The 4,155-nt window shown below is 42.6% G+C and carries 4 protein-coding genes; all 4 read right to left on the bottom strand.

The annotated features are described in order from the left end of the window. Positions 1-6 precede the first annotated feature (6 nt). Complete coding sequence (locus K6G87_RS03820) at positions 7-984, bottom strand: hypothetical protein (RefSeq protein ID WP_296834130.1); 978 nt, start codon at positions 982-984, stop codon at positions 7-9. A 91-nt stretch (positions 985-1,075) separates the two neighbouring features. After that, positions 1,076-1,822, bottom strand: coding sequence for a triose-phosphate isomerase (gene tpiA / locus K6G87_RS03815; protein ID WP_296834127.1), 747 nt, complete (start codon positions 1,820-1,822; stop codon positions 1,076-1,078). Positions 1,823-2,009: 187 nt separating this feature from the next. After that, on the bottom strand, positions 2,010-3,245 hold the full coding sequence (locus tag K6G87_RS03810) for a phosphoglycerate kinase (protein WP_296834125.1): 1,236 nt from the start codon (positions 3,243-3,245) through the stop codon (positions 2,010-2,012). A 211-nt stretch (positions 3,246-3,456) separates the two neighbouring features. Further along, positions 3,457-4,155, bottom strand: a 699-nt coding sequence (locus tag K6G87_RS03805; protein WP_296834122.1) for a type I glyceraldehyde-3-phosphate dehydrogenase, incomplete at its 5' end; no start/stop codon positions are given.

Raw genomic sequence — 4,155 nt, 5'->3', positions numbered from 1 at the left:
ATTATATTACCAGTCTGAATCCCAGTCTGAGCCGCCCGAATCCCAGGAATCATTACTATCCCAGTCCGAATCCGAATCCCAATCTGAATCTGACGAAGATCTGAAATTATCTTCATAGTAATCGCTATCAGTAAAAGATGTTCCAATATCTCCATCAGAATACGAACTATGTCCTTCATAATAGTCAGAATATTCAGTATCAGAATCTATATAAGGAATATCATCATAGTAGTACCAGTCATCGCTAAGATAATCATAGGCATACCAGGAATCATCCTTACTATAATACGTATTACCGCCAATATTGTAATAGCCATTTTTGTTAACAGGAGCAAAGAATCTGCCCAAAAGGCCAAGTACAAGTGCTACTACTATTGCAATAGTTGCATATTTGGCTATGGATTTTTTGTTCGACTGCGGATTTAATAAAGCTTTGACAGCTACGATAATGGTAATTATAACTATTGCAATAGCAATATACTTAAGAAATTCCCCAATCGCAGCAAGCCAGCAAAATCCAATAAAAGCAACTATAAGACCTCCAACAAGCTCCCAGAACTTATCCGACAGGGAAGACTTTTTCCTTCCACTACCAGATGAACTTCTGCTGGAAGACTGATTACCCTTCTGTCTTGCAATCTCATCTTTGAGCTTTTGATATAACTCATTTACAGCGTAAGACTCATCTCCGCCTCTATATCTAACTGCTCTTTCGCCATTTGCTTTATTTTTATATACTACAAAATCGCCCGAATCATCTTTATAGATACCAAAAGCTTTGGGCTCTTTAATATCTTTTCCGATAAAAAATCTTGTGGTTTCTTCCGGCGGCAGATGATGATCTGTATACCACTTCTTTAGCTCTTCTATAGTAGTAGGAACGCCTGTAGCTTTCCTTACATTATCATTAGGAGCACCACAATTAGGACATTTTTCCAAGGTGTCATCATATTGAGAATTACAATAATCGCAAACCTTCTTCATAAATTATCCCCTCTGATCTCATTTCCCCTATTTTCAAAAAAGAGCCGTTGCCCCAAGGAAACGGCTCTTTCAAATACAAAATTATTATGCTTTAAGCATTAACGATCTTACCAAAGTCAGGTTTAAGGCTGGCTCCACCGATAAGACCACCATCAATATCAGGTTTTGAAAGAAGCTCAGCTGCATTGCCGGCATTCATTGATCCGCCGTACTGAATGCGAACTGCTTCGCTTGTAGCCTGATCATAAAGCTTGCAGATAAGCTCACGGATAAATCCGCATACTTCCTGCGCCTGATCAGCTGTAGCTGTCTCGCCTGTACCAATAGCCCAGATTGGCTCGTAAGCGATTACGAGATCCTTAACCTGATCAGCTGTTACACCGTCAAGATCCCATGTAATCTGTCTCTCGATCCATTCCTTATATGTACCTGCTTTACGAAGAGCAAGTGACTCACCGCAGCAAAGAATTGGCTTAAGACCTGCAGCGAAAGCCTTCTTAACTTTAGCATTGATAAGAATATCGTTCTCGCCGAAGATATCTCTTCTCTCAGAGTGGCCCATGATAACATATGTAACACCAGCATCTTTTAACATTGGAGCAGAGATCTCACCAGTGAAAGCGCCGCTATCTTCAATATAGAAGTTTTCAGCACCAACTTTAACGTTTGTTCCTTTTACAGCTTCAGCAACTGTTGTGATATCGATAGCTGGAACACAGTATACAACATCAACGTTATCATTGTTTACAAGATCCTTAAGCTCAGCGCAAAGTGCCTTAGCTTCTGTAGGAGTCTTGTTCATCTTCCAGTTACCGGCAATAATTCTTCTACGTGCCATTATTCTCTCCTTTTAAGCCAATGGGCGGCGTACAATAACGACACCCACTGACTATACTAATTCTATTATATTGTGTAGGTGCCAAAAGTATCTTCTGACACCGGTTGACGACCGGATTGTTCCGTTTATACGAAAATCCAAAGTCCCTTAAAATGTCTGATCACTGCCAAACATCCTGACCGGTTCTTTATTTATCGTCTGCAGCGTAAACGCCAGGAAGCTTCTTGCCTTCAAGGAACTCAAGAGAAGCACCGCCACCTGTTGATATGTGGCTCATCTTGTCAGCATATCCAAGCTGGTTAACAGCAGCTGCACTATCACCACCACCAATGATTGTTGTAGCGCTTGTCTCTGAAAGAGCCTTAGCAACTTCCTTAGTACCTGTAGCAAGAACAGGGTTTTCGAATACGCCCATAGGTCCGTTCCATACTACTGTCTTAGCTGACTTAACTGCGTCTGCATAAAGAGCGATTGTCTTAGGTCCGATATCAGCACCTTCCTTGTCAGCAGGAATCTGATCAGCATCTACAACTGTTGTATTAATAGAAGGATTGTCGATAGGGCTTGGGAACTCGTCGATACATACAGCATCTACAGGAAGAAGAAGCTTCTTGCCGAGCTTTTCAGCCTTTTCCATCATTTCCTTACAATAGTCAACCTTAGTCTCATCAAGGAGTGACTTACCAACTTCATATCCCTTAGCCTTAAGGAATGTATAAGCCATACCACCACCGATGATAAGTGTGTCGCACTTGTCAAGAAGTGTGTTGATAACGTTGAGCTTATCAGCAACCTTAGCGCCGCCAAGAATAGCTACGAAAGGTCTTACAGGATTCTCAACTGCATTGCCAAGGAAGTCGATTTCCTTCTGCATAAGGTAACCAACTGCGTTGTTGCCGCCTTTTTCCTTGATGAACTTTGTAACGCCTGCTACAGAAGCGTGTGCTCTGTGAGCTGAACCGAAAGCGTCGCATACATAGTCGTCAGCAAGATCAGCGAGCTCTTTTGCAAAAGCATCTCCTGCCTCTTCAGGCTTAGTCTCCTCTTTGCCTCTGAAACGAGTATTCTGAAGAAGAACAACATCGCCTTCGTCCATAGCTTCTACAACACCTGTAGCTGTAGGGCCTGTAACATTGTAATCACTTACGAACTTAACGTCCTTGCCAAGCTTCTCTGAAAGTCTCTTAGCAACCGGTGCAAGTGACTCACCCTCGTTAGGGCCATTCTTAACTTTTCCAAGATGTGAGCAAAGGATAACCTTACCGCCGTCCTTTACAAGCTTCTTGATTGTAGGAAGAGCTGCTACGATTCTGGTCTCGTCTGTGATCTCGCCATTTTTAAGAGGCACGTTGAAATCGCAACGAACAAGAACGCGACGTCCCTTTACGTTGATATCATCAACAGATTTCTTATTGAGTGACATATTTTATTCCTCCTGGGATTTAATATTTGAAAGAAATTATGAAGATAGCATACCGCTCGCGATATGCTTGCGCCGAGTGCGGATGCTTTAGCATCATTTACATTTCGCACGAGTGCGCATCTATTTCACCCTTTTTCATATTCATATGAAAAAGGGTCCGGTCCATATGGACCGGACCTCATCAAAAGTCTATTTCGATATTAGAGGCTGATCAACCAAGCTCTGCGAAATACTTAATTGTTCTAACCATCTGTGATGTGTATGAGTTCTCGTTGTCATACCATGAAACAACCTGTACTTCGTATGTATCATCATCAACCTTGTTAACAAGTGTCTGAGTTGCATCGAAGAGTGAACCGAATCTCATACCAACGATATCAGATGAAACGATCTCGTCTGTGTTGTATCCGAATGACTCTGTAGCTGCTGCCTTCATAGCTGCATTAACAGCTTCCTTTGTAACGTCAGCCTTCTTAACAACTGCGAAAAGAAGTGTTGTTGATCCTGTAGGTGTAGGAACACGCTGAGCAGCGCCGATGAGCTTTCCGTTAAGCTCAGGGATAACAAGGCCGATAGCCTTTGCAGCACCAGTTGAGTTAGGAACGATGTTAACAGCACCTGCACGTGATCTTCTGAGGTCGCCCTTTCTCTGAGGACCATCAAGGATCATCTGGTCACCTGTGTAAGCGTGGATTGTGCACATGATACCTGACTGGATAGGTGCATAGTCGTTAAGAGCCTTAGCCATAGGAGCAAGACAGTTTGTTGTGCAAGAAGCAGCTGAAATGATCTTGTCGTCCTTTGTAAGTGTCTTGTGGTTAACGTTGTAAACGATTGTAGGAAGATCGTTTCCTGCAGGAGCAGAAATAACTACCTTCTTAGCACCAGCATTGATGTGTGCCTGTGCCTT

The organism is Butyrivibrio sp. (assembly GCF_024699075.1).
The sequence above is the reverse complement of the archived record's forward strand: the minus strand, read 5'-3'. Positions and strand labels throughout refer to the sequence as shown.

Excerpts from the sequence above, each read along its gene's own strand:
- K6G87_RS03810 (WP_296834125.1), bottom strand. The coding sequence starts at position 3,245 with ATGTCACTCAATAAGAAATCTGTTGATGATATCAACGTAAAGGGACGT.
- tpiA (WP_296834127.1), bottom strand. The coding sequence starts at position 1,822 with ATGGCACGTAGAAGAATTATTGCCGGTAACTGGAAGATGAACAAGACT.
- K6G87_RS03820 (WP_296834130.1), bottom strand. The coding sequence starts at position 984 with ATGAAGAAGGTTTGCGATTATTGTAATTCTCAATATGATGACACCTTG.